The organism is Clostridium fessum (assembly GCF_003024715.1).
In the GTDB taxonomy this organism is placed as follows: Bacteria; Bacillota; Clostridia; order Lachnospirales; family Lachnospiraceae; genus Otoolea; species Otoolea fessa.
Map to the genome: position 1 here is coordinate 513,955 of NZ_PYLO01000002.1, position 24,735 is coordinate 538,689.

The window sequence follows — 24,735 nt, forward strand, 5'->3', positions numbered from 1 at the left end:
TTCGTCCTTCCTCCTGATACAGTTTTTCTGCTTTTTCTACTTCTCCCCGTCTTCCCGCTCCATCTTCCGTTTCATCGAGAACCGGGTGACGCCGAGCAGTGCCGCCGCCCGCGTCAGGTTATTGCCGGAAAGTTTCAACGCCTCCGACATATATCGTTTCTCCAGCGCCGCGACCTCCTGCTCGAGGTCGATCGGTCCTTTTTTCAGATCTTTCAGATAGATGCAGTCCCCGCTCTCCGGCCTTGCCTCCCGCTCGACCGGCGCCAGCTCCACGTGTTTTTCCAGGATATTTCCCTGGCTGAAGAGAAAACAACGCTCAAAAATATTTTTAAGCTCCCTGACATTGCCTTTCCAGTCGTACAAGAGCAGCTCCCGCATGAAATCCGGATCCACTTTTTCGATATTGCGGGCAAAGGCTTTATTATAATAGTCAAGGTAATAGTCACAGAGCACCGGGATATCCTCGCGCCGGTCACGAAGCGGCGGAATCTCGATCTGCATGACATTCAGCCGGTAGAACAGATCCTCCCGGAATTGCCCCGCCTTGATCGCCTCCTCGAGATTTCTATTCGTCGCCGCAATGATCCGAACATCGACCGCCGTGTCCTCCAGCGCGCCGATCCGCTTAAATTTCCGGTCATCCAGGAAGGTCAGAAGTTTCGTCTGCATCGCCATCGGCAATTCGCCGATCTCGTCCAAAAAGACCGTACCGCCGTCCGCCAGCTCAATCAAGCCCTTTTTCGTCTTGAGCGCCCCCGCAAACGCGCCGCGCTCGTAGCCAAAGAGCTCGCTCTCCATCAGATTTTCCGGAATCGCACCGCAGTTAATGCGTACCATCAGGTTATCCTTGCGGGCGCTGTTCGCATGAATCTGCCGCGCCACAACTTCCTTGCCCGTTCCCGTCTCCCCGCGCAGGAGTACATTGACCGACAAATTTTCCCCAAGCACCTGAATAAGGTGCCGGATCCGGGCAGCTGCCTCACTGACACCTAAAAACTGCGGCACATCGCCTTTCAGGAAGACGAGTGAATCCCGGTTGCGCTTCTGCTCCAGACACCGCTTGATCAGCATATCGATCTCATCCACATCAAACGGCTTTAAAATATAATCATATGCACCGCGCTTCGTCGCCTCAACCGCCTGGGAGACGGAACCGTACGCCGTCATCATGATGACCTGCAGTTCCTCATCTGCATTTTTGAAATTGACAATCTCATCCATCCCGACACTGTTTTCGAGGAGATTGTCGAGAAGGAGCACACCCGGATGATATTTCCTGACAAACTCCAGCCCTTCCTCGACGGTTGCGGCTGAATAGGCGTCATATCCCCTGTCTTTCAGTCCTTCCTCCAGTGTATAGCGAATCAGAAATTCATCGTCCACAATCAAAATTCGATCCATGTGCATCCTCCTCCCTGTTTCATAACATTATACTCTAAATACTAAATTCGTGAAATACCTCATTAAATGGTCACACTATACCATTTTCCCCGGAAATTTTAAAACCACGTCTGTCCCTACCCCCGGCTTGCTCACGATCTCCATCGTTCCTCCATTTGACTCCACCAGGCGGCTCACGATTGAGAGCCCAAGCCCGGTTCCGTTGATGCTCTTTGTATAAAATGGTTCCAGCGCCTTGGAGACTTCTTCCTCCGTCATGCCTTTTCCGTTGTCCTGCACCGTCACAATCACTTCTTTCTCCTGCGCGGCTGCCATAAGCTTAATCTGTCCCTCGCGGTCCGGTACCAGCGCCCTCAGGCTGTTGCTGATCAGGTTGTGAATGATCTGGCGAAACTCATTTTCATTGAGACACGCCCTCAGTCCCTCTTCTGCCTCCACAAAAAGCGATGCGCGGCGGCTGTCCGGTCCTTTCGCATAGATCATTCCGATCTCCTTTAAAACACCGGTCACAGAAATCTCCGTTTTCGGTGATTCACGCCGGATTGACAAAGTCAGAAGGTTCATGATCAGCGCCGTGACACGGTCGATCTCATGGATCATGCTGTCACAGAGCATTTTATCGCCGTCCTTGACCGTCCTGCCCTTTAAAAGCTGAATGCCGGAGCGGATGCCCGCGATCGGGTTCTTGATCTCATGCGCCAGCGTCGCTGCCATCCGGCTGGTATATTCCATTTTCGTGTAATTATCCATGTTTTTGAGCAGCCCCTCAAAGGTAACCGCCAGCTGTCCGATCTCGTCGTGGCGGCTGACCGCCTCAAACCGGTATTTCTGATAACTGCCCTTGTTTTCCTCAATTTCCTTACAGGTATGGCTCATCCTGCGGATGGGGCGCGTGATACTATGGGAAATGAAAATGCTTGCCTGGCAGATGAGAATCAGCGACGCGATGGCGCCGACTACCAGATAGCTCTGCTGCTCTAAGATGCGTTCCCCGAATATTCTCTCATTCATCCGGTACTCCAGCCGCCAGCCAAATGGATTGTCCCCCTTGCTGACTGCCAGTACCGATGTGTTTTCCCAACGGGTTCCAGCCGTGATCTCCTCACCGTCACGATCCAGAATCCGGATCCGCCCGCGCTCAAAATTCCGGTATTTTTCCGCGATCTCCTCCTCCGGCAGACGCTTTTCCAGAAAGTGCAGATCGCGGTTTACATCCTCAAACAGCGTATCCGCCAGCTCCATCTCACTGTTTTTCTGCATCGTGTAGCCATTATAATAGGAAATCACGCTGAAACTTCCGATGACAAGGATTCCCACCAGAACAAAGGGAATCATGACCTCATTTTCAATCTGGAAAAACCAATTTGAAAGACGTTTCAGCCATTTATTCATCGCTCGTTTTCGCCTCCTTCTCGCTGTTGTCTGACAGCTTCATGTTTCCAAATGCCCGCCTTTAGCAAGCACGTTTTTTCCATATACTCTCCAGCACCGGGACAAGGACAAAAACCAGGGTCGAACACAGCGTCACCGGAAACCCCCAGTAAACCGGCAGCTCGCGTGGCTGAAGCAGCACCGTCCCGGTTACCCCTGTCACAAATGCCGCCCATGCGCCCGTCCTCGTTGCCCGCTTATAATAAAGCGTACCGTAGAGAAGTGGCGTCAGAATTGCTGAAAACAATCCCCAGATATCCGCGCCGAAAAACAGGCTGTTGGACGGTGGATTTAAGGAGAGCAGAAGCGCCAGCGTTCCGCCGAGAAAGATAAAGAGCTGCGTCAGCCCCAGGATACGGTCCTCTGTTTTCTTCCATTTTCCATACTGCGCCGCCACATCGTAGGACATCATCGAGCCAATCAGAAGCAGCTGCGAGTTCGCCGTCGACATGCACGCGCCGATCACGCTGATTAAGAAAAATCCGCTGAACCGTGATCGGAGCAAATAATTAATTGCGTAGACAAAAATATCGTCTGATCCGAAGTAATAGGACAGATAAGGAAACAGGATCCGAAGCCCCAGACCGATCTGGGTCAGGCAGAAATAAAAAAATGTCAAGAACACCAGCGAACAGATCAGGACTTTCCGCGCCGTCTCACGGCTCTTTGCCGCCACAATCCGGATCAGATACTGTGGGTTCGCTGCCAGCCCCATACCCCAGCCAAAAAACATCGTGAGGTACATGGTAAGGCTGTAATCTTTCATCAGATTTCCAAAACTGTCCGTCCCGCTGCCCGCCGCATTTCGGCTGAACACCTCCGCGTTTGTCAGAAATCCGCTTCCCTCTATTCCTCCGACCACGACAAAATAGACAACCACTATACTGATCGTGAGCATGATAAGGTTTCCGCCATCCGTCTTGGTAACCGAATTGAATCCTCCAAAGGTAGAATACAGAATAAACAGATAAACCAAAAAAATTGCAACTTTATAATCGATATTTAAAAGCGTCGCCGCCGCAATTCCAAATCCCTTGATCTGGATCACCAGATAAAAAACGTAACCGCCCGAGAGCAGCAGCGCACAGCAGGTACGCAGAAAGCGGGAATGGTAGCGCTCCCCGATAAACTGCGGGATCGTGAGCATGTCGCAGTCATAGATACGGCCGCTGATGAGATACAGCAGCCCCGCGCCGATGAACCACGGGATAACCGTCACAGCGATCACGGAGGTTCCATTTTCAAAAACATTGCCCGTGTATCCCAGAATGGTCGCAGCGGACACCCAGGTCCCGACGAAGGTGGAAAACAGCCGCCAGAACCCGCATTTCCGTTCTCCGATAAAAAATTTCCCTATCGAATCGCTCTCACCGAACGATGATTTTCCTATAATCAGGATAATCAGCGAATAGACGCTGAAACAGACCAGATAATCAAATGTTCTACTCATGCTCACCGATGTTCACCCTCGTAGACGGCTTCCAGCCAGCCTTCTTCCGTCTCCGGCTGCCGTCTCAGCCGGTAATATCCGCAGATGCTCCCCTCTTCTCCAAACGTATCCCGCACAAACACCCGTTTCGCGCCGTTTCGGTATGCCTGATGGATCACGCGGCGCAGCACGCCGTCAAGCTCTTCCGGCTCACAGCGCTCGATCGTGAGGTATGCAAGCCCTTTCTCCGGGACATTTCTCTGATCGAGCACATAGTGCCAGTGCTTATTTTCGCCCTCCAGGTACGGTGCCAGCTCTTTTTCATACTCCAGGCTTACGAGCGTCAGCCCGCGTGCTGGGATCGTAGGACCTGCTGCCGCTCGGTTTTTCTCCTCCAGAATCTCCTCCATCTTCTCCGGCGGGTAAACGCCCATGCCGATCTTAACCAGCGTCCCGGCGATGATGCGGACCATGTTGTAGAGAAAGCCGCTGCCGCTGATCCGGATGGTAATAAGGTCATTTACCTTGGTGATATCTAAGCTGTAGATGGTCCGCACCGTCTCCTCCGCCTGGGTCCGCACCGTACAAAAGCTCTTAAAATCGTGCTCGCCGATGAGATAGGATGCCGCTTTCTGCATTTTCTCTAAATCCAGATTGAAATAGCAGAAATAGCTGTATAAGCGCTGCAGCGGCATATCGATCTTGCGGTTTAAAATCTTGTATTCATAGGTTTTCACGCAGTTTGCCTTGCGTGGATGGAAGGTAAGGGGCACCTCCTCCGATGCCTGGATCCGCACATCGTCCGGCAGACGCTGGTTCAATGCAAAACAGATCTTATCCCCTGGAATCCGGCTTTCTGTATCAAAAACTGCCACATTTCCCATGGCGTGGACTCCGGAATCCGTCCGGCTGGCCCCGATGACCTGGATATCCTCTTTTAAAAGAGAAGAAAGTGCCTGATTCAGCACCTCCTCAATGGTCACTCCGTTGGGTTGGAGCTGCCACCCGCAGTAGGCAGTTCCGTCATAGGAAACCACTAGCTTAATTCGTCTCATATATATTCCTCTATTTCTGTTATTTATCCTCAAAAATCTATTTTCTGCTATTTATCATACCATATAATCCCCTTTCTTTGACAGATATTTTTTCATTGACCGTCTTTTCCTATGCAAAAAGCACCTTTGGATCCTTTCATCCAAAGATGCTTTTTTCTTAGCATTCGCCATATGCTACCAGCGGTTCTCCCTCACTTACCCCCAGTGACAAGGTATAGTAAAAGACCATACCGTCAAGCTCTGATTCATAACGATACATCAGGCTGCCGTCAAGCCGCCGGATTTCTCCCAGTAAATCTCCTTTTTTCAGGCAGCTTCCTTCCCGGATAGCCGGATACCAGAATCCATTTCCCGGTGCCTCCAGATAGCGCATGGTCCGAATCTCCTTTTGCTCTATTTTCCCGGACGGAAGCACCTCTGATTCCGGGGATCTTTCTGAATCTTTTAAATTCATTCCTTTGACTGATTCCAGAATACTTTCTGGCAAAATATCCAGGTGAACCAACAGTTCATACAGATTTATCCGATATGCATCCACTTCCCTTTCTGTCCAACGCCCCAGTCCGCCCCGTTCTAGTAGAAGAGCCGGGATTCCTTTCTGTGCTGCCCAGCTGTACAGACCATTTTTCGCCGTTGATGCCACTCTCCACGACAAAGACATCGCTCTTGCCGCTGCAGCCGCCTTTTTTTCTACCGTCTCGCCTGCTGCCACCGGAAAAAAGGCAAACGGAACTACCATCTCGTGAATATCTCCACTATGGAGATCCACGAGGAAGTCCGCATCTGGATACAGATACGTTTCCACAGCTGCTGCTATCTTCGCTGACCGGCTTCCCATTTCCGTTCCCGGAAATGCCCGATTTAAATTGACACCATCCTCCGGTACCAGCTGCTTGATTTCCTTATAAAATCCACCTTCATTAGCAATCGGAAGAAATACAACCTCTCCCTTCATCTGCCTCGGATCCAGTTCCTGAATCAGACGGGAAACTGCCAGAATTCCTATGTACTCACAGCCATGTACCCCCGCTGTAACAATCAACCGTTTTCCCGGTCTTGAACCACAGAAAGCCGCCGCTTTCAGGCTGCATTCCTCATCCACCGGAATTTTCAGCCACTGCTTCGTGCCTGCCTCCACCTTCGTTTCATATATTTTCATGTTCTATTTCCTGTTCTGAGAACTTTTCTGCTCCTTTTACTCAATTCCATCTAAACGATCGCCTGCAGCAGCCTGCGCGCATATTCATCCGTTGTCTTTCCCAGCTCCCGGACCGGACGGCATTCTGTGATATGTCCGCGGTATAAAAACAGCACCTCATCGCACAGATAGGTAACCGACGTCAAATCATGCGTAATAAATACATACGTCAGATTCAGTTTCTCCTTTAAATCTATAAGCAGCTCCATAACCTGCACCTGCGTATGTGCATCCAAAGATGAAATCGCCTCATCGAACAGAATTATCTCCGGTTCGCAGGCTACCGCCCGGGCAATGCAGACTCGCTGGAGCTGACCGCCGGACAATTCATGGGGATATCGATCCAGAAAATCTGCACTTAGTCCCACCATCTCCATCAGCTCTCCGGCACCTTTTTTTATTTTCTCTCTTGAAAGCTTCCGGATTCCCTTTTTACGTGCTGCTGCCCGCTGTCCCTCCGCCAGAATATCCCGTATACGGAAACGCGGGTTCGCCGAGGTTGTATAATCCTGAAAAACAATACTGATTTTCTTCTGCAGATTCTTTCTCCCCTGACGGTTTCGATAAATCTCCTCCCCATCCAGAAGCACCTGCCCGGAATCCGGTTTTAAAAGTCCGCAAAGGACACGTCCAACCGTCGATTTTCCGCTTCCGGTTTCTCCTAAGATCCCCAGGCAGCTTCCCTTTTCCACCTGCAAAGATACGTCAAACAGCACCTGGTCCCTGGAGGTTCCAAACAATTTATCCTGACGCTCACTCCGGAAGCTGACACATATATCTTTTAATTCAAGCATAATTCCTCCTGATTATCCAGGCAAAGCCGGTAGCGCTCCATGACCGAGCGCCGTGTCTCTGCAAGCATCCGTGTATACGGATCCTTTGCATGCCTTAAGATATGTTCAAAATCGCCCTGTTCGACCAGTTTTCCTCCATTCATCACGACGATCTCGTCCGCAATCTTCGAAACCGCCCCCAAATCATGGGAGATAAATATCATCGCCGTATGACTTTCTTCCTTGATCCGCTGAAATTCCTTCAAAATTTCAGCCTGGGTGATGGCATCGATTGCCGTTGTCGGTTCATCTGCCACCAGAAGTGCCGGCTTCATCGCCAGTGCCAGCCCAATCATGATTCTCTGAAGCATTCCTCCGGAAAGCTGGTGTGGATACTGCCCCAGCACTTCCTCCGGATTATGAATTCTCATTTTTTCCAATACTTCCAGGGAAATCTCCCGGATCTTTGCCCGATCCCAATCTGTATGGGCTGCAAAGGTCTCGGCCATCTGGCTTCCAATCCGGTAAAGTGGATCAAAGCAGGTCATCGGATTCTGGAGAACCATGCCTATCTTCTGCCCACGCAGCCGCCGCAGTTCATCCCGTCCTGCCCGGCATAGATCCTTTCCCTCAAACCATGCCTGTCCTTCTATCCGGAACTGGCGGTCCAGAAGTCCCAGAATTGCTTTTACCGTCATGCTTTTTCCGCTTCCGGATTCTCCCAGAATACCCAGGCACTGCCCCGGCTCTACCTCAAAGCTTACATTCTCGACCAATTTTTTCTGTTTATTTCTGATTTTCAGTTCTACATTCAGTCCATCCACCCGCAGAATCGGCTGCACCCGCTCATGATTCAGGCTCATTTCTGCACCTCCTTCGGATCCAGCACATCCCGCAGGGCATCTCCCATCAGGTTAAACGCTGCTACCAGAATTACCACCGCAATTCCCGGAACCAGCATCTGTACCGGATTGCTGGTGAGGACATTCTTCGCCTCGCTCAGCATCGCTCCCCATTCCGGTGTCGGTGCCTGTACACCCAGTCCCAGAAATGAGAGGGTTGAAATATTGATAATCGCCCATCCGACATCCAGAGAGGATAAAACTGCCAGATCTGCCGCAATTGACGGTACAAGATGGCGAAATAATATAAAAGATTCTGGTGTTCCTATACATCGTGAAAAGCGCACAAAGTTCCGGTCACGATACTGCATAACACCTGTCCGGATCATCCGCGCATACCAGGCCCATTTAATAAACACATTGGCCAGAATTACATTCTGCACGCTGATTCCCAACAGGGCTACCACTGCAAACACCATGATCTGGCTCGGAAATGAAAGCATTACATCGACGGTTCGCATGATCACCTCTTCCACGATCCCGCGGAAATAACCTGCCAAAAGTCCCATCAACGCTCCCAGGCCAATCGTTCCAAGCATGGTCAGGACTGCCAGCCCCAGCGTCGGACGGATTCCATAAATCATTCTCGACAAAATACACCGTCCCAGATTATCGGTACCAAGTGGATACTGCTGGCTGAATCCGGCAAATTTATTTAAAATATCCGTTGCATACGGATCATTCGGTGCGATAAACGGTGCAAAGATCCCTATGAGCGCCACGATAAGCACCAGACCAATCGTTCCAACGGCCGCCCGGTTTCGAATCAATCGTCCTACCATCAATGACTCTCCTTTCTAAGACGCGGATCTGAAATTGTCTGAAGAATATCAAATAATAAATTAAATCCGACAAATAGTACTCCGATCAATAGCACATACGTCTGAATCACCGGATAATCCCGGTTAAAAATCGAGCTGATACAGAGTGTCCCAAGCCCCGGCCAGGCAAATACATTCTCAACGACGATCGTTCCTGAAATCAGCTGCGGTATGCTCATTCCGATCGCTACAATACAAGTATGCATCGAATTTTTCAAAATGTGTTTAAGAAGAATCTGCCGGTTTGGAATGCCTCTCACATTGGCATAGAGAACATAATCCTGTTTCATGTTTTCCAACATATTATTGCGGATTAGGCGGATATAAGTCGATATATAACTCAATGATACCGTAAACGATGGCAGAATCAGGTGTTTAAAGCTCCCGCTTCCGCTCGTTGGAAGCAGATCCAGCTTGATCGAAACCAGCCAGATCAGAAGAAGCCCTACCCAGTATGCAGGCATCGCCGTTGTCATAAAAACAATCGCCCGCATGATGCGGTCAAACACACCATCCTTATAAACGGCACAGAGCACTCCAATCGGAATGCTCAGTACCAGAACCATCACAAACGATACACCCGCAAGCTGCAGAGTCGCCGGAAGACAGCGCATCAGTTCGCCCGCAACTGTACGGCTCGGATTGACATAACTGATTCCAAAATCTCCCCTCAGACAGTCAGCCAGCCAGCCAGGAAATATATCGTATCAGATATGGTTTGTCCAATCCAAGTTCCGCCCTTACCTGTGCCACCGCTTCTTCTGTAATAACCGGTACCTGGCGGACGCGCAGTGCCACCTCCGCCGGATCGGATGGTATCAGGTTAATAAACACAAAACACACAAACGAAATGATAATAAGAAGCGGAATTGCCGACAGGATTCGTTTTATGATATATTGTTTCATTTATTTTTCCTTTATTTCTTCTCTCCAAAATAGAAATCAGCGAACGGAACCTCATACTGAGTCTGTGTAAAATGAAAGCCCTGCAGATCCGAACGGTAGATTGCCTTATTGCACTCATAAGTAAGCGGAATATAGACCGCATCCTCATGCAGACGGGTCAGCACAAATGTATACAGCTCCTGACGCTGCTCTTCATCCGTGGAAATCAGGATCTCTGTAATCGCATCATCGATATCTGCCTTATCTTCCAGTCCCTGCTGTGCCGCAAAATCTCCATAAACCGGAGCGCGCATCGCCGCCAGGGAGGACTGCGGGTCATACGGAGTTCCCCAGCAGATATTAAATACCATGTCAAAGTTTCCAGCCTTCATACTATCACGGTAAGACTGTTCTTCCTCTCCATGAATGTTCAGGGAGACACCCAGCTTCTGGTATTCGCTCTGGAGGTACTCCGCAATCGCTTTTTCCGTCACACTATCGCTGTTATAAAGCAGCTCCAGTTCCATTTTCTGGCCGTCTTTTTCACGTACGCCGTCTCCAGCCAACGTCCAGCCTGCTTCCTCCAGCATCTTCGTTGCTTCTTCCACATCATACTCATATGGGGTCAGATTGATATCGCAGTAAGGAACGGTAGATGCAAACAGTGTATCCGCCGGCTGTTCCAGACCATAAAAAATACCTTCTGAAATCGCTGCTTTGTTTGTCGCATGCTGAAGTGCCTTACGCACTTCCTTCTCATCCAGAATATCACGGGTTGTATTCAGTACAATCTGCCGGGTCGAGGTCGGATCCGATAACGCAACCGTAAAATTGTCATTTCCCGTATACTGGTTAATTGCATCCGCATCAATCATATTTTTACCGAAAATCAGATCAATTTCCCCTTTTTCCAGTGCCATGATACGCGTCTGATTATCCGGTATTACTTTTACCGTAATCTTTTTGATGGACGGCTGCTCCCCCCAATAGTTTTCGTTTGCTTCAAATACTGCATACTCATCTGTCACAAAATCGGTCAGGACATATGGACCTGTTCCAATGTATTCGTTTACGCCATCCTTTGTGCTTCCGTCCTTCATCGCCTTCGGAGAAATCATTGCAAACGGACGGGTAACTCCCAACTCTGTCAGCAGAGGATAGTACGGCTCCGACAGTTCGATCACAAAGGTTTTATCATCCGGAGCCGAAACCCCAACCAGAAGATTCATCATTTCCAGCCAGGTGTGACGATCTTTGTTTTCAATGATTGCATCAAAGTTTGCCTTGATCGCGTTGGCGTCACACACCTCTCCGTCCGAAAATTTCACTCCATCACGGATGTGGAACGTGTAGGTCTTTCCATCTTCACTGATATCCCAGCTCTCTGCCAGGCAGCCCTCATACCCATTTTCTGTAATATTGACTAAGGTCTCGTAGAGCATTTCCTGTGCATACATTTCACCTGCATACAGATGTGGATTCAGATCACGGATATCCCGATAATTAACAAATACCAGTTCATCCTTCGTGCTCTCTGCCGATGCACTCTGCTCTGATTTTGTCCCTTCTGTACTGTTTGAAGCGTTTCCGCCACATCCAGCCAAGACAGCCACGGAAAGAACACCAGCTGCCGCTATGAGTCTTTTACTTTTTTTCATATATGTCCTCCTGTTATGCCTGACGCAGGTTTGAAAGCCTGCATCTCTTTTATCTACTTTGTTAAAACAATTCGTTTTTACCGGCAGATAAAAGGATAACATAGTTACGCACAACTAACCACTATCGTTTTACAGGGGGATTGCTATAACGATTTGTTATATCTAAACAATTAAAGCATTTTTTTGAAATGTTCTAAAAACCACGCTGCCTCCGCACTCAGCTTTTCTTCATTCTGGTAAATATATCCGATTACCAGAAATGGTTCACTATTCCGGATCTTCAGATTACGGATTGGATATTGTTTATAATCCTCATATAAAAAATCAATTCCCAGGCTGCAGATATCGCTCTGCATCAGGAGATTCATTGTCATATGATCGCTATTGGTATGTACAACCGTATTCAGCATATCCGTGCTGATCGCTCCCAGGCTCACATGGTTTAAATGATGCTCCATTGAGAAAAAATCCCGGATTCCGCTGACGAATTTTAACTGCGGAAGCTCGGTAAAATCGATACTCTCATCCTCATAACGCGGATGATTTGGTCCCACATAAACACAGGCAGGTTTGACATCCAGTTCCTGAAAAGACAATTTTTTGTGGGACAAAATATGCCGGAATGCCGGAACCTGTTTCTGTGCTACATACACAATCCCCAACTCCGAAATTCCCTGGGATACCTGATCACTAATCTCCTCCACACTGCCTTCCCGGTGGGAAATCTGGCACTCGCAGCCATATTTCTTATAAAAATCTGTCAGAAGCCTCGCAATCATGTTGCTCGGGTAGGTAGAAACGGTAAATTTCCGTTCCTGCGTATCTTCTGCCAGCGAGTTAATAAGACTCACATGATTTAAAATATTGTGTGCATACTCCCGGACCGTTTCTCCATATGGGGTAACCCTGAGCCCTCTGCTTGTCCGCTCAAATAACGCACGCCCCAGCTCCTGTTCCAGCATCCCGATCACCTTGCTGACATTCGGTTGGGATGTGTATAGGCATTCTGCTGCCTGATTAAAACTACCTTTTTCACAGGCAACCATAAAATATTCAAGCTGTTTTAATTCCATTGAAGTCCTCCTTCTGTTGTTCTCCATTCCACCTTATGTTAGCTGTAACTAACCAAAATACAAAAATCAAGAGGCACACAGCTTGCACAGCCTATGCACCTCTCTTTCGGTTCCAAAAGTGCCCACCCGCGGACAGTAACCCCTTTTTCGCTAAAAAACGATCCGCAGTACAATCACAATTCCCAGATAAGCCAGAAGAATCAAGTAGGTAATCCGGTCTCTCCTCTCATAATGCAGCGGCTTCATCTTCGTGCGCCCACTTCCGCCCCGGTAGCAGCGCGCCTCCATCGCCATCGCCAGATCCGTCGCGCGGCGGAACGCCGATACGAAAAGTGGTACCAGAATCGGGATCATGCTCTTTGCCCGCTGTACGAGATTGCCAGATTCAAAATCAGCGCCTCTCGCCATCTGTGCCTTCATGATCTTATCCGTCTCCTCAATCAGAATCGGGATAAAGCGCAGCGCGATGGACATCATCATCGAGATCTCATGCACCGGCACATGGAGACGGTTCAAGCATCCCAGACTCCGCTCCAAGCCGTCCGTAAGCTGGTTCGGGGTCGTCGTCAGCGTCATGACAGAGGAACCAATCACCAGATACATCAGGCGCAGACCCATGAAAACTGCCAGCCGCAAGCCCTCATGCGTCACTTTTAAAAATCCAATCTGGAAAATAACCCGTCCGCTCGTCAGAAACAGGTTAAAGCTGATACTGATAAGTAACAGGAACACGATCGCCTTGAGTCCTCGCACGATAAATTTAAATGGTACGCGTGAGGTGCGGACCGCCATCGCCAGAAATACGGTTGCCACTGCATAGCAGAGCAGGTTGTCCGCGAAAAATAATGAAATAATGTAGATCAGCGTTCCAAACAGCTTGGTACGCGGATCCAGCCGGTGAACCACTGATTCGACCGGATAATACTGTCCGATTGTGATATCCCGTATCATTGTTTCTCCCTCCGCTTGTTATACAGCGCCAGAATCGCCTCCCGCGCCTCTTCTACCGTCGTGATCGTGTCGTCGATCGGAATCCCGCGCTCCCGAAGTCCCTGCACCACATAAGTGATCTGCGGCGCGGCAAGACCGATCGCCTCTAACTCCTTGTAATGGCGGAATACCTCCTTCGGCGTATCGTCAAACATCTTCACGCCGTCGTTCATGACCATGATGCGGTCCACGTAGCGCGCCATGTCCTCCATGCTGTGGGAAACCACCAAAATCGTCAGCCCGTGCTCCCGGTTCAGGCGCTCGATCTGACCTAAAATCTCATCGCGCCCCTGCGGATCGAGTCCCGCCGTCGGCTCGTCGAGGATCATCATCTCCGGACGCATCGCCAGTACACCCGCGATCGCGACGCGGCGTTTCTGTCCGCCGGAAAGTTCAAACGGGGACTGCTTATAAAATTTTTCATCCATGCCGACCAGCTTTAAGGCATGGCGGGCACGTTTTTCCACCTCTTCCTGCGGAAGCCCCAGATTTTTCGGTCCGAAACAGACGTCTGTAAAAATATCTGCCTCAAAGAGCTGGTACTCCGGATACTGGAACACCAGCCCCACTTTACTCCGCAGATCCTTTAATTTATAACCCTGGCTGTAAATGCTGACACCCTGATACTTAATGTCGCCGCTGGTCGGCTTGATCAGACCGTTTAAATGCTGGATCAGGGTTGATTTTCCCGATCCAGTGTGACCAATCAGACCGACAAATTCGCCGTCCTGAATCTCAAAACTCACGTGCTTTAATGCCTGGCGCTCTAACGCCGTGCCCTCGCCGTAGGTGTAGCACAAATCTTCTACCTGTATTGCCATCTCTATTCCTCTTTCAAAAGCGGTACCAGTGCGTCCAGAAGCTCCGATTTGCGAAGGATTCCATCTGGAAGCGGAATTCCCTTTTTCTTAAGCTCCCACGCAAGCTCCGTCACCTGCGGCACATCCATCCGGTATTGTTTTAGTTCCTCCACGCGGGAGAAAATCTCCTTCGGCGTGCCGTCCATCACGATATGACCGTCATCCATGACGATCACGCGGTCTGCATCGACCACCTCTTCCATATAATGGGTGATCAGCACCATCGTGATTCCTTCCACCCGGTTTAACTCATGGACGGTGCGGATAACCTCCTTGCGTCCGTTCGGATCGAGCATCGCCGTCGGCTCATCGAGCACGATACATTCTGGTTTCATCGCCATGACGCCCGCGATCGCCACACGCTGCTTCTGTCCGCCGGACAGATGGTTCGGGGACTGCTTGCGGTACATCGTCATCCCGACTGCCTTTAAGCTCTCATCCACTCGCTTCCAGATCTCCTCGGTCGGAACTCCGATATTTTCCGGACCGAATCCGACGTCCTCTTCCACTATATTTCCTATGATCTGGTTATCCGGGTTCTGAAAGACCATGCCCGCATTTTTGCGGATATCCCACAGATGCGCCTCGTCCCTCGTATCCATCTCCGATACAAAAAGCGTACCGTCAGTCGGGCTCAAAATGCCATTGATCTGCTTGGCAAATGTGGACTTGCCGGAACCATTGTGTCCCAGGATTGCCACAAAGCTGCCTTTCTCAATCTCCAGATTCACATGATCCAGGGCGCGCTTTACTTCCTCTACCTGCCCCTCTTCATCGCGTCTTATATAATCAAATACAAGATTGACCGCTTTTATGATATTCATGTATTTTTCCTCCACAGTATGTCCGCCTGACCGGACATTACCGTTCATTGTAGAAGAATTTTCCCCGGTAGTCAAGCGGTTGTTCCGAATTGTTATCCTTTTTTAAAAATAAGTTTACTTTTTATCCACCCGCCCCAGGTACAGACTACCTATTTGATCGCATATTCCGCGTAAATCTCAAAGAAATCCGCGTCATTTTTCTCGAACTCCGAGGTCAGATCCAGACTGTCCCAGAGCCCGCTGCTGTAAGAAACGGAGATCGTATTGCTGAACCGGTCGTAGATCTCCTGAAAGGCGCGTTTTTTCCGCTCCTCGTAGATGCGCTCCTTGCGCGCCGCCGTCTCGTCCTCGTCATAATCGTCCGTACATTTGAGCACATAGTACGCGTCGTCCGCATGGATCACCTGGCTGACTGCGCCCTCGGCAAGGGAAAATGCCTCTTTCTCATAGGCATCCGACTCATCACCGCGCCCCAGCACCCGGTCACTCACCGTCAGCCCCGCCTCCTCGGCACAGGACTGGAAATCGGCATCTTCCTGCGATGCCGCCCGCTGGAAGGCGTCTGCCTCGCTCTCATCCGATGTCTTTATCTGACTGACATGGATCACCTTTGCCTCACTGTCGCTGACCTCCAGCGCCACATTGTCCGTGAGCTGTCCCGCCAGCTTCTCCGCCAGACCATAATCCTCATAGATATGCTGGACATCCGCCTCTGTCACGCCCATCGAGTCAATCGCCGACTGCGGCAGACGCCCAAAATACTCGGCTGCTGCCCGGTCCATCGCCGCCCGCTCCTCTGAAGTCAGGGAAATCCCCCGATCGGCTGCCAGCAGGTTCATGATTTTCAGCTCATCCATAAACGAACGGATCTGTTTTTTTAGATACGTTTCAAAATCATCGCCCTTTTCTCCAACTGAAACGCCCCAGATCTGATCCGTACAGACCTCCTCATAGCGTTTTTTCTCCGTCATGGCAATCACCATCACTTCCGCGCGGGAATAACCCTTTTCATTCTTCTTTCCCACCACGATCGTGCTGCCGTCCGAGCCGCATCCAGTCAAAAGCCCCAGGCTGAGCGCCAGCCCCGCAAGCAGGGCACACGCCGCCCGGTGGATATGGTTTGTCTTCCTTTTCTGTTTCTGCATGGATACTCCCTTTCTCCTGCATATTTTAGCAATTCCTGTCACATATTCTCTCTGAGCGGCTGATTTATCTCAGTCGAGAAGACTCCCACCTCTTCAGGTGGTGAGTAATAGCAAATTTGTCTCAGTGGGAGTTGGGTCTCCGACTGAGATAAACGCTCCACGAGGATGCGCAGTGATTCTGTAAAGAATATGTCAGCTTACGCTGACCAGAATCACGCGCCAAGTCTCACGGACGTTCGACTTGAATACTGTTCACACATATGACCAGCAGCGCTGCGTTCTGTCAATCCTTCCACTCTGGTTCACGGTCTGCCACCACGTTTTCTTACGGCACTTTCGGTTCCAAAAGTGCCTACCCGTGAACAGTAACTTTCTTTCCATCAGCCATCCACCTCAGGCCGTATGCTTGAGCAGATCTTCTATCTTCTCCGGGCAGATCCGCTTCAATTCCTGATAGAGCCTTCCGACCGGCAGCCCCATCACATTCGTGTAAGAACCATCGATTCCGCGGATATGCGCGGCAAAACTTCCCTGAATGCCGTATGCACCCGCCTTGTCCATCGACTCGCCGCAGTCTACATACGCCTCGATCTCCGCATCGCTCATCGGATATACATCCACCCGCGTCTCAACCGCAAAGCAGCTCTCCCGATCCTCAGTCAGGATCGCCACGCCCGTGTATACACGGTGGCTGCGCCCCTGGATCCGTCCGATCATCTCAAGCGCCTCATCCCGATCCGCCGGTTTTCCTAAAATCTCGTCATCCACACTGACAACGGTATCGGAACCAATGATAATCCCGGAAAATAGGATTCCCGTCGTCCGCGCCTCCTCACGCACCTGCGCCATCACATCGCGCGCCTTCTGTCCCGCCAGTTCCATCACAACCTGCGCCGGTTCCGTACAGAGCGGATTTTCCTCCAAAGTGCTCGGATGAATCTCCGGTTTCAGCCCAATCCGCTCCAAAAGCTCCCTGCGGCGCGGAGACGCACTCGCCAGAATTAACCGGCAGGCTGGTTTGATATTTTCTATGTCTCTTCTCTGTTCCATTGTTCTGTTCTCATTTCCTCAGTTTCATTTAACGCTTAGATACACGTTATCCCTATATTTATACCATCTATCAGCCAAAATGAAAAGATCCGATGTTCGTTATATGAACATCGGATCGAGAATAAATGCAATCAAAATGCCTAAAATCGCGCCTGCTGCTACCTGTATCGGCGTATGCCCCACGTATTCCTTTAATTTTTCCTGTAATACCACGCCGTCCAGCTTGAGGAAATCATCGAAAAGAAGGCGGTTCAGAACTCTTGCCTGCTTTCCTGTCTCCTGCCGGACACCGATCGCGTCATACATAACAACCATCGCCAGAATAAAGCTGATGGAAAATTCAAAGCTTCCCACTCCGTACCGCAGCGCCGCCGCCGTTGCCAGCGAACATACAGTGGATGAGTGGGAACTCGGCATACCGCCGGAGCCAACCAGACGCTCCGGGTTGAACGAATGGTTCAGCCCGATGTCCAGAATCGTCTTGAGCACCTGGGCGACCACCCACCCGGTCACGCCGGTCATCAGCGTCTGGTTTGATGTCAATTCCTGAAAAAAAGTCATGTTTCTCTCCTGTACTATCTTAATTCCTCTGTTTTCTTCCACACATATGCCGCTGTCTCTAAATCACTCGGTCCGTCATTAATATCCTATCAGCCAGTCATACAATTCCTGATATTTTCCAGCCGATGTCTGCCAGGAAAAATCCGCCGCCATGCCGCGGTCTACAATCTTATTCCACTCGCGCTTCTTATTATAATAGATGTATTTTGCATAGCGGATGCAGTCGAGCATCTCATGTGCATTGTAGTTAGCAAAGGAAAATCCTGTTCCGGTTCCATCGTATTCATTGTATGGCCATACAGTATCCTTGAGACCACCCGTCTCACGAACGATCGGCACGGTTCCGTAGCGAAGCGCCATGAGCTGGCTCAGCCCACATGGTTCAAACAGCGACGGCATCAGGAATGCGTCACAGGCTGCATATACCTTATGCGACATATCTTCCGAATAATAAATATTAGCGGAAACACGATCATTGTACTTCCAGTCATAGTGGCGGAACATATTTTCATACCGTTCATCTCCGGTTCCCAGCACAACCAGCTGTACATCTTCCGTACAGATCTCATCCATCACACACTGTACCAGGTCAAGTCCCTTCTGGTCGGTCAGACGGGAGACGATACCGATCATGAACTTTTTCTCGTCCTGCGCCAGTCCCAGCTCCGCCTGCAGCGCCTTTTTATTCTTGGATTTCTCCTTGCGGAATGTCTTTGCGTTATAATTTTGTACGATCCGTTTATCTGTCTCCGGATTAAATTCATCGTAATCAATACCATTTAAGATACCGCGCAGACTGTTGCTTCTCGCACGCATCAGACCGTCCAGTCCCTCGCCGTAGAACGGAGTCTTAATCTCCTCCGCGTAGGTGTTGCTGACCGTCGTGATCGCATCCGCGTATACGATGCCGCCTTTTAACATATTGCCGTCTTTGTAAGCTTCCAGCTTATCCGGTGTAAAATAGTAGTCCGGCAGCTCAGAGAAATGCTGGATTGTCTTCACATCCCACACCCCCTGGAACTTCAGGTTGTGGATCGTCATGACGGACTTGATATCCCGGAAGAACTCGCCGCCGTGGAATTTGTCCTTGAGATGCACCGGGATAAGTCCCGTCTGCCAGTCGTGGCAGTGGATGACATCCGGCTTGAAGCCGATCACCGGCAGGGATGAGAGAGCCGCCTTGCAGAAGAAAGAAAACTTCTCCAGATCGTAATACCAGTCCCCATACGGGCGATCCCCCCAGAAATAACTCTCATTATCAATAAAATAGAAGGTCACGCCCTCATATTCATATTCCAGGATGCCCACATACCGGTTCTGTCCCAGATAATCCATATAAAAATGGTTCACATACTTCATTTCATTGCGGAATGACTCTTTGATGCACAGATACTTCGGGATCATGACACGCACATCAAAATACTGCTTATCAAAACATTTTGGAAGGGATCCGACAACGTCTGCCAAACCTCCTGTTTTGATAAATGGAACCGCCTCCGATGCAATAAACAGAATATTCTTCATAGCTACTACCTCCCAACCGTGCCCGCTCGCGATCTGGCACCCTATTAAAATTATTATACAATAGAATCAGGGAATTAGAAAGTAGGCGACAGAGAAAAAAATCGGGAAATATATGACAAATAGTTCCGATTTGCAGACTGTATTTTCTGAATTGGATATTTTGCATAGTACCGGATGAATTATAAATTTTACCGCATGAAAAAGAATGTGCCTTGGCACATTCTCGCGCCGAGCGCGGTCGCTTGCGACATGTTTCTGCTTCGCGCGAGTGCGCATCCTCGCGGAGCGTTTTTTTGTTTCATAGGACGCAATTTCCTATGAAACAAAAATAAAAGGCGGAGCCGAAAAGAAAATTATGTTTTCTCTTCGATCCCGCCTTTTGTATAATCAGGGATTGATCTCCCTGTATTTCTTCATCGTCCGCGCAAACAGCTCGCCGTTGGACGGCGGCGTGTACGTGATCGCATTGGCTCCTGCCTCGATCGTCTCCAAAATCGATTCGTTAGTCGGTCCTCCGGTCGCGATAATGGCAACGTCCGGATACTCCTTCCGGATCTCGGCTACCATCGATGCGGTGGCGGCAGCGCCTGATACATTTAAAATATCGGCTCCCGCCTTCAGTTTGCGGCGGACATCCGTGTGAACCGAAGCAATCGTAGCAATGACCGGAATATCGACCACCTGCTTGATCTCCGTGATGACCTCATCCGCGATCGGCGCGTTGACCACTACACCGTAAGCTCCCTGATGTTCTGCCTGAAGCGCCAGACGGACGGAACGCTTTCCTCCGGTCAGACCGCCGCCGACCCCGACAAACACCGGCACATCCGAGATGCTGATGATCGACTGTGAGATAGCTGCCTGCGGAGTAAACGGATAAACTGCGATGATCGCATCCGCGTTGATATTTTTGATGATTGCCACATCCGTTGAGAAGGCGATCGATTTGATACGCTTTCCAAAGATGCGGATTCCTGAACATTCACTGATACAATACGGACACATAATCGTGTGATCCCGCAGGGTTCCATTGTACGCCGGTACTTTTTTTTTCATAGGCAATTCTCCGTTCTTTTAGCTGCTTTCCTGACCTCTCTGTCCAGCTGTTTTATACAGGGGCAGTTTTTCAGTCCTGCATCTTTTATTTCCCCTTTATCTTATCATACACACATTTACCCATGCAATCAGTCACTTTCATAAATGTGTTACAATCGTGTTAAAAAGGCTTACAGCACTTTCGGCTCCAAAAAGCACCGCACGATTTTATACATCCCGCTTATAATCCAGGCAAATCTTATCAACAATCAATGCGATAAATTCCGAATTGGTCGGCTTTCCTTTCCCTGTGCTGACGGTATATCCAAATAGATCGTTGATCGTGTCCATCTTGCCGCGGCTCCATGCGACCTCAATCGCGTGGCGGATTGCCCGCTCGACACGGCTTGAAGTGGTCTGGCGCTTCTTGGCGATGGTCGGGTACAGGATTTTCGTCACAGAACCGAGCATTTCTTTATCACTGACTGACAAAATAATCGCATCCCGCAGGTACTGATATCCCTTAATATGAGCCGGAATCCCAATCTCATGCAGAATCTGCGTCACATCGCTCTCCAGATTCTGTCTTTCATATTCCGCCGACACCATATACGGCTCCACCTTCCGGCTGCCCGCCAGGGTCGAAGCGCGGTTCCTGTAATTCTTCAGGCGATGTACCTTGTCTAAAACCGCCTCCTTCGAAAATGGCTTTACTATGTAATAACAGGCGCCCATCCGAAAAGCATCCGCTGTCAGATTCTCGCTGCTCGCAGCTGTAATCATAACAAAGGAAGTGTCAGCTGAACAGTCTTGATTTGTCTTGATGCGCTCCATAACCGAAATTCCATCCATTCCCGGCATCACTACGTCCAGAAATACAATATCCGGCTTTGTCTTTACGATCATATTATAGGCATCGGTTCCGTTTTCCGCTTTTCCGACCACCTGAATCTCCTTATCACTTTCCAGTATATTTCCAAGCATATCCAATGCCTGACGATTATCCTCTGCGATCGCAATCTTCATTTCTGCCATAATATTCTCCTCCTCGGCACCTGTGATGATTAAAATAATTATAAATTCTTTTTTTAACAAGTTTCAACTCGTTTTGATCGCGCAGTTCGACACTCAACGCTCATTTTGTCTATCAATTCTTTTGATGCAAAATAAATTACACAAGATGCAAACTATATATAAGCATGTATTGTAGCTAACCGTATCTGTTAAGATTCCGCTATAAACCTTCTACCGCCCAGCCGCCATACGCCTATCTAACGATCCCTTATCACCACGTTTTACCGATTCCGGTCGAAAGACACACAAAATACACGCAATTAAAAAGCCTCCACGACCGGTTTCTGAACATGAAAATTCCATCTTTGCAGATCAAGTTTCGATAAATTCCTATAAAAAAACAGAGTTACGCCATAGCCATACAACTATAACATACTCTGTTATCGTGTTAATGCAACTGGCTGCCATTTTACAGGCCCTATAGCTTTGCGTCGCAGCTTTTCAACTGTTTTGCCAAATATGTAATTTGCTCTATTATATACGCTTTTTTTATATCCTGTCAATAAAGAGAGCAAAAACTTTGTACTTTGCATGTTACTGTTCACACACGTGTGCCCAGCAACAGGATTTTGCCGATGCTGCGTATTCAAAATCGGCAAAATCTGCTGCCAGAACTGTATCATATGGAATTTTCAGTCCAGAAAATTCCCACTTGTAAACAGTTACTTTGCATCCAGATTCAATGTCCCAGCATATTCTCCACCAGAATCCCATACCCTCGCGTCGAATCCTGAATAAAAACGTGCGTGACTGCTCCGATGAGTTTTCCGTTCTGGATGATGGGGCTGCCGCTCATGCCCTGGACGATCCCGCCGGTCAGGGACAGAAGTTCCGGATCGGTTACGCGAATGACCATGTCCTTGTTGTGGCGGTTGGAGGAGTGGTCTATTTTCTGAATCTCAATCTCGTAGTCTTTCAATTCCCCGGACACGCTGCTGCGGATGCAGGCACGGCCTTTTTTGACGTCCTGACGGTAACCGATCGGAATTGCAGGGTTCTTTACCCGGCTTAAAAAGCGCGGATTTGCCGTCCCGAAAATGCCCTGATCCGTATTAGCCTCCACACTTCCCAGCCGCGACTGATTTCCATAGTAAATAACGCCCGACATCACGCCCGGCTTTCCGAAACTACCCTTCTCCACGCCCAGAATCTCCGTATCGTATAGTTCGCCGCCGGAGGTCTGCACCAGAAGTCCCGTGTCGCCATCGCTGATACCGTGTCCCAGCGCTCCAAACGCGCCGTTAGCACATACATAGGTCATCGTACCGATGCCCTGCGTATCGTCGCGGATCCACAGCCCCAGCTTATAGTCTCCCTCCTGCGTCTGTACCGGCGTCATCTGTACATCCATCGTCTCTCCCTCGCGGCGCACTGAAAGTGTCAGAGCCATATTTCCCGCTTCCTTGACTGCCCGTATCATATCTTTCTTGTCCGTCGCCGGCGTCCCGTTGATTGCCTCGATATAGTCTCCAGAACGCAGGATTCCGTCCGCCGGATCCATCACTTCCCCCGTCTGTGCCGTCACCCTTCCGGTTCCAATCACCATCAGTCCATCGGATTTCATGTAAATACCCACCGGCAGCCCACAGGGAACCGCATACTGGACGTCCGACACATCTACCTCGATATCCTTTAATTTCCATATTCCAAAGAGTTTGAGACTTAAACGGTACGTTCCCTCCTGTTCAGAATAGATGGAAAAGGGCTGGTTGAGCTGCAGATGGATCTGGTCGGACGGAATTTTAGAGCTGCCGTTTAGAACCACCTCCTCGCTCTCACTTTCCAGCAATGCCCGAAACGGCAGCCCAAAGCGAACTTGCTCCTGCCGATCCACCACCACATTGATGCGGTCGGGAACCGCGTTCTTCACATATTGATAAGACACACCGGCAAGCGCAATGACCCCCGCACCAAAGATTATCAGCAGAACACGGCGAAGTTTTTCCTTCCGACTTATTGTTTTCCACATACCAGAGTTTTTTCGCACGGTTTTTCCTCCTTCTACTCTTATGTACCTCCCCCGTTCCGTAGATTCCGCACTGCGGCGAATCTCAACGAAATGCAGATGTACACTCTGTTTGAATCCAAGAACTTGTTCGATAAAATCGTTTAATCCTAGTATGCGGAAAACCGTAAAATTCAGTCTGCTATTTTTGCGCCATTCTTTCTATTTTTTTCATTCAAGTGTTATTAAAACCCTGACTTTTTCTCAAGGTAAATGGAAAACCTGAAAAATTCCATTCTAACGTCAAAAAACCCGGTTCAGAAGACAGATTTCTCTGTCTCCCAAACCGGGGGTATAAAATCATCTTATGATTCAAAACTTGCGTAAAAGAACGAAGATTTGATACAACTTAAACAAACGAATCTATCTAAATTATACCAGCTCTAACAGAACTTCCATAGCGCCGTCGCCCTTACGCTGACCGATCTTAACGATACGGCTGTAACCACCATTGCGGTTAGCGTACTTCGGTGCAAGCTCATCAAACAGCTTAGCCGGCATATCTACCTTCTTAGTGTTTTTCTTCTTGCCTGCTCTTGCAGTCGGAACGTCTGTTACATCGTAGAGAACCTTCAGCATCTGTCTTCTAGCGTGAAGTCTGGAAGCTTTATCTTTCTTGATCTCTTTCTCTACTTCGTCGTAAACGGTAACTTTCTTGCCGTCAACAACTTCTTTTACTCTCTTGCCGTTCTCGTCTTTGCGAGCTACCTTAGCGGTAACTTTAACGGTCTCGAAGTTATCTTTCTCTTTTACTGCCAGAGCGATCAGACCCTCAGCGATCTTCTTCACTTCTTTTGCTCTTGCCTCAGTGGTAACGATCTTGCCGTTGAATAACAGTGCGGTTACCAGGCTGCGCAGCATTGCTTTTCTCTGACTGGAAGTTCTTCCAAGTTTTCTATATCCTGCCATGATTCTTTCTCCTCCATTTGCGGAAGCCGACACTCATGCCCTTTGGACTTACTGAATGTCTGCTATATAAAATATAATTGTTTGATGGTTATGCAGGGACCTGTGCCATTCGGACTTACCCGTCCCCGTATC

At 49.4% G+C, this 24,735-nt stretch carries 23 protein-coding genes and 1 riboswitch; all 23 genes read right to left on the reverse strand.

The window, feature by feature from the left end; translation table 11 throughout:
• Positions 1-36: 36 nt before the first annotated feature.
• On the reverse strand, positions 37-1,401 hold the full coding sequence (locus C7U56_RS07460; protein WP_107000771.1) for a sigma-54-dependent transcriptional regulator: 1,365 nt from the start codon (positions 1,399-1,401) through the stop codon (positions 37-39).
• A gap of 75 nt (positions 1,402-1,476) precedes the next feature.
• On the reverse strand, positions 1,477-2,793 hold the full coding sequence (locus C7U56_RS07465; RefSeq protein WP_107000772.1) for a sensor histidine kinase: 1,317 nt from the start codon (positions 2,791-2,793) through the stop codon (positions 1,477-1,479).
• Between the two features lie 61 nt (positions 2,794-2,854).
• Positions 2,855-4,282, reverse strand: a complete 1,428-nt coding sequence (locus C7U56_RS07470; RefSeq protein ID WP_107000773.1) for a sodium:solute symporter family protein — start codon at positions 4,280-4,282, stop codon at positions 2,855-2,857.
• Positions 4,283-4,284: 2 nt separating this feature from the next.
• Positions 4,285-5,316 (reverse strand): tRNA pseudouridine(38-40) synthase TruA, encoded by a 1,032-nt coding sequence (gene truA / locus C7U56_RS07475; RefSeq protein WP_107000774.1) that lies wholly within the window; start codon positions 5,314-5,316, stop codon positions 4,285-4,287.
• Positions 5,317-5,473: 157 nt separating this feature from the next.
• Positions 5,474-6,475 carry a M14 family metallopeptidase gene (locus tag C7U56_RS07480; protein ID WP_107000775.1) on the reverse strand — a complete coding sequence of 334 codons (1,002 nt, stop codon included), beginning with the start codon at positions 6,473-6,475 and terminating at the stop codon, positions 5,474-5,476.
• A gap of 50 nt (positions 6,476-6,525) precedes the next feature.
• Positions 6,526-7,308: an ABC transporter ATP-binding protein gene (locus C7U56_RS07485; RefSeq protein WP_107000776.1), complete on the reverse strand. Its 783-nt coding sequence runs from the start codon at positions 7,306-7,308 to the stop codon at positions 6,526-6,528.
• Positions 7,296-8,150 (reverse strand): ABC transporter ATP-binding protein, encoded by an 855-nt coding sequence (locus C7U56_RS07490; protein WP_107000777.1) that lies wholly within the window; start codon positions 8,148-8,150, stop codon positions 7,296-7,298. The genes C7U56_RS07485 and C7U56_RS07490 overlap by 13 nt, the downstream gene beginning before the upstream one ends.
• The gene (opp1C, locus tag C7U56_RS07495) at positions 8,147-8,971 is read right to left on the reverse strand and encodes a nickel/cobalt ABC transporter permease (protein WP_107000778.1); all 825 of its coding nucleotides are present in this window, start codon (positions 8,969-8,971) and stop codon (positions 8,147-8,149) included. The genes C7U56_RS07490 and opp1C overlap by 4 nt, the downstream gene beginning before the upstream one ends.
• Entirely contained in the window at positions 8,971-9,624 is a 654-nt protein-coding gene (locus C7U56_RS07500; protein ID WP_333493349.1) for an ABC transporter permease subunit, read from the reverse strand. Before C7U56_RS07500 ends, opp1C begins: the two co-directional genes overlap by 1 nt.
• Positions 9,625-9,688: 64 nt before the next feature.
• The gene (locus C7U56_RS16215; protein WP_338108857.1) at positions 9,689-9,916 is read right to left on the reverse strand and encodes an ABC transporter permease family protein; all 228 of its coding nucleotides are present in this window, start codon (positions 9,914-9,916) and stop codon (positions 9,689-9,691) included.
• An 11-nt stretch (positions 9,917-9,927) separates the two neighbouring features.
• Entirely contained in the window at positions 9,928-11,553 is a 1,626-nt protein-coding gene (gene nikA, locus C7U56_RS07505) for a nickel ABC transporter substrate-binding protein (protein ID WP_107000779.1), read from the reverse strand.
• 170 nt (positions 11,554-11,723) lie between these two features.
• Complete coding sequence (locus tag C7U56_RS07510; protein ID WP_107000780.1) at positions 11,724-12,626, reverse strand: LysR family transcriptional regulator; 903 nt, start codon at positions 12,624-12,626, stop codon at positions 11,724-11,726.
• Between the two features lie 150 nt (positions 12,627-12,776).
• On the reverse strand, positions 12,777-13,577 hold the full coding sequence (locus C7U56_RS07515) for an energy-coupling factor transporter transmembrane component T family protein (RefSeq protein ID WP_107000781.1): 801 nt from the start codon (positions 13,575-13,577) through the stop codon (positions 12,777-12,779).
• The gene (locus tag C7U56_RS07520; protein ID WP_107000782.1) at positions 13,574-14,437 is read right to left on the reverse strand and encodes an energy-coupling factor transporter ATPase; all 864 of its coding nucleotides are present in this window, start codon (positions 14,435-14,437) and stop codon (positions 13,574-13,576) included. Before C7U56_RS07520 ends, C7U56_RS07515 begins: the two co-directional genes overlap by 4 nt.
• A gap of 2 nt (positions 14,438-14,439) precedes the next feature.
• Positions 14,440-15,300 (reverse strand): energy-coupling factor transporter ATPase, encoded by an 861-nt coding sequence (locus tag C7U56_RS07525; RefSeq protein WP_107001012.1) that lies wholly within the window; start codon positions 15,298-15,300, stop codon positions 14,440-14,442.
• Between the two features lie 149 nt (positions 15,301-15,449).
• Positions 15,450-16,445 carry a peptidylprolyl isomerase gene (locus tag C7U56_RS07530; RefSeq protein ID WP_107000783.1) on the reverse strand — a complete coding sequence of 332 codons (996 nt, stop codon included), beginning with the start codon at positions 16,443-16,445 and terminating at the stop codon, positions 15,450-15,452.
• Between the two features lie 393 nt (positions 16,446-16,838).
• Positions 16,839-17,495: a Maf family protein gene (locus C7U56_RS07535; protein ID WP_107000784.1), complete on the reverse strand. Its 657-nt coding sequence runs from the start codon at positions 17,493-17,495 to the stop codon at positions 16,839-16,841.
• 99 nt (positions 17,496-17,594) lie between these two features.
• The gene (locus C7U56_RS07540) at positions 17,595-18,056 is read right to left on the reverse strand and encodes a divergent PAP2 family protein (RefSeq protein ID WP_022358457.1); all 462 of its coding nucleotides are present in this window, start codon (positions 18,054-18,056) and stop codon (positions 17,595-17,597) included.
• Positions 18,057-18,134: 78 nt separating this feature from the next.
• The gene (glgA, locus tag C7U56_RS07545) at positions 18,135-19,580 is read right to left on the reverse strand and encodes a glycogen synthase GlgA (RefSeq protein WP_022358456.1); all 1,446 of its coding nucleotides are present in this window, start codon (positions 19,578-19,580) and stop codon (positions 18,135-18,137) included.
• A 387-nt stretch (positions 19,581-19,967) separates the two neighbouring features.
• The gene (locus tag C7U56_RS07550) at positions 19,968-20,636 is read right to left on the reverse strand and encodes a hydrolase (protein WP_107000785.1); all 669 of its coding nucleotides are present in this window, start codon (positions 20,634-20,636) and stop codon (positions 19,968-19,970) included.
• Between the two features lie 207 nt (positions 20,637-20,843).
• Complete coding sequence (gene spo0A / locus C7U56_RS07555; RefSeq protein ID WP_107000786.1) at positions 20,844-21,650, reverse strand: sporulation transcription factor Spo0A; 807 nt, start codon at positions 21,648-21,650, stop codon at positions 20,844-20,846.
• Positions 21,651-22,078: 428 nt separating this feature from the next.
• Positions 22,079-22,154, reverse strand: a riboswitch (cyclic di-GMP riboswitch).
• A 214-nt stretch (positions 22,155-22,368) separates the two neighbouring features.
• Entirely contained in the window at positions 22,369-23,676 is a 1,308-nt protein-coding gene (gene spoIVB, locus C7U56_RS07565) for a SpoIVB peptidase (protein WP_333493351.1), read from the reverse strand.
• Positions 23,677-24,066: 390 nt separating this feature from the next.
• Positions 24,067-24,603, reverse strand: a complete 537-nt coding sequence (locus C7U56_RS07570) for a bL17 family ribosomal protein (RefSeq protein WP_022360547.1) — start codon at positions 24,601-24,603, stop codon at positions 24,067-24,069.
• Between the last annotated feature and the right edge of the window lie 132 nt (positions 24,604-24,735).

Coding starts and splice junctions, on each gene's coding strand:
- C7U56_RS07460 (WP_107000771.1), bottom strand. CDS start 1,401: ATGGATCGAATTTTGATTGTGGACGATGAATTTCTGATTCGCTATACA.
- C7U56_RS07465 (WP_107000772.1), bottom strand. CDS start 2,793: ATGAATAAATGGCTGAAACGTCTTTCAAATTGGTTTTTCCAGATTGAA.
- C7U56_RS07470 (WP_107000773.1), bottom strand. CDS start 4,282: ATGAGTAGAACATTTGATTATCTGGTCTGTTTCAGCGTCTATTCGCTG.
- truA (WP_107000774.1), bottom strand. CDS start 5,316: ATGAGACGAATTAAGCTAGTGGTTTCCTATGACGGAACTGCCTACTGC.
- C7U56_RS07480 (WP_107000775.1), bottom strand. CDS start 6,475: ATGAAAATATATGAAACGAAGGTGGAGGCAGGCACGAAGCAGTGGCTG.
- C7U56_RS07485 (WP_107000776.1), bottom strand. CDS start 7,308: ATGCTTGAATTAAAAGATATATGTGTCAGCTTCCGGAGTGAGCGTCAG.
- C7U56_RS07490 (WP_107000777.1), bottom strand. CDS start 8,150: ATGAGCCTGAATCATGAGCGGGTGCAGCCGATTCTGCGGGTGGATGGA.
- opp1C (WP_107000778.1), bottom strand. CDS start 8,971: ATGGTAGGACGATTGATTCGAAACCGGGCGGCCGTTGGAACGATTGGT.
- C7U56_RS07500 (WP_333493349.1), bottom strand. CDS start 9,624: ATGCGCTGTCTTCCGGCGACTCTGCAGCTTGCGGGTGTATCGTTTGTG.
- C7U56_RS16215 (WP_338108857.1), bottom strand. CDS start 9,916: ATGAAACAATATATCATAAAACGAATCCTGTCGGCAATTCCGCTTCTT.
- nikA (WP_107000779.1), bottom strand. CDS start 11,553: ATGAAAAAAAGTAAAAGACTCATAGCGGCAGCTGGTGTTCTTTCCGTG.
- C7U56_RS07510 (WP_107000780.1), bottom strand. CDS start 12,626: ATGGAATTAAAACAGCTTGAATATTTTATGGTTGCCTGTGAAAAAGGT.
- C7U56_RS07515 (WP_107000781.1), bottom strand. CDS start 13,577: ATGATACGGGATATCACAATCGGACAGTATTATCCGGTCGAATCAGTG.
- C7U56_RS07520 (WP_107000782.1), bottom strand. CDS start 14,437: ATGGCAATACAGGTAGAAGATTTGTGCTACACCTACGGCGAGGGCACG.
- C7U56_RS07525 (WP_107001012.1), bottom strand. CDS start 15,300: ATGAATATCATAAAAGCGGTCAATCTTGTATTTGATTATATAAGACGC.
- C7U56_RS07530 (WP_107000783.1), bottom strand. CDS start 16,445: ATGCAGAAACAGAAAAGGAAGACAAACCATATCCACCGGGCGGCGTGT.
- C7U56_RS07535 (WP_107000784.1), bottom strand. CDS start 17,495: ATGGAACAGAGAAGAGACATAGAAAATATCAAACCAGCCTGCCGGTTA.
- C7U56_RS07540 (WP_022358457.1), bottom strand. CDS start 18,056: ATGACTTTTTTTCAGGAATTGACATCAAACCAGACGCTGATGACCGGC.
- glgA (WP_022358456.1), bottom strand. CDS start 19,580: ATGAAGAATATTCTGTTTATTGCATCGGAGGCGGTTCCATTTATCAAA.
- C7U56_RS07550 (WP_107000785.1), bottom strand. CDS start 20,636: ATGAAAAAAAAAGTACCGGCGTACAATGGAACCCTGCGGGATCACACG.
- spo0A (WP_107000786.1), bottom strand. CDS start 21,650: ATGGCAGAAATGAAGATTGCGATCGCAGAGGATAATCGTCAGGCATTG.
- C7U56_RS07570 (WP_022360547.1), bottom strand. CDS start 24,603: ATGGCAGGATATAGAAAACTTGGAAGAACTTCCAGTCAGAGAAAAGCA.